The 692-nt window shown below is 48.0% G+C and carries 1 pseudogene; it reads left to right on the forward strand.

Features of this window, described 5'->3' with window-relative positions:
- Window positions 1–692: pseudogene (locus tag DW182_RS22680) on the forward strand (hypothetical protein); the annotation flags it as partial.

Below are 692 nucleotides of genomic sequence, written 5' to 3' on the forward strand. Positions count from 1 at the left end.
GCTTTCCAGCTGCTTCGCAAGGGTGATAGCATTACCCTGACCTGGGAACTGTCTGAGATTGCTGCTGCCGACTTCTCCGAGTGCGTGCAACGTACCTGGGAGTATTGCTATGACACGAACCGTCCCCAACCGGTCAATACCCCCTATACAGTGGATCGTATGAAAGATGTTCTGAGCAACTTCTTTGTAGAGAGTTATGTGAATACTACTCCTACCCATTACTATTCGGGCGTTGAGCTGAAGACAGCCACCTGTGCCAGTACTGATGTTGCTGAAGTCGGTTTTGTGGGCCGTACATTGCTAAATGCTTTCAATGCATTGGAATACGGTTTCCAGCAGAACCGTCCTGAACTTGTGAACAGTGCTAACAGTATCTTTGATACTTATCTTTCAAGCGGTTTCTCTCCTGCGGGCTTTTTCAATGAGGTTGTCCATTATAACCGTGATTTTAAAGAGCCTAAGCTCAGTATCCGCCGCCAATCGGAGGGCGTGTATGCCATTTTGAATTATCTGGCTTACGAGAAGCAATACAAGCGTAAACATCCCGAATGGGAGAAACGTCTGAAGGTAATTCTGGACAGTTTCCTCCGTCTTCAGAATGCTGACGGCAGCTTCCCCCGTAAGTTCAAGGATGATTTCTCTATCGTAGACGGTACCGGTGGCAGTACTCCTTCGGCTACTTTGCCTCTGGT

The sequence above is a fragment of the Bacteroides sp. AM16-24 genome (assembly GCF_003471885.1).
GTDB lineage: Bacteria > Bacteroidota > Bacteroidia > Bacteroidales > Bacteroidaceae > Bacteroides.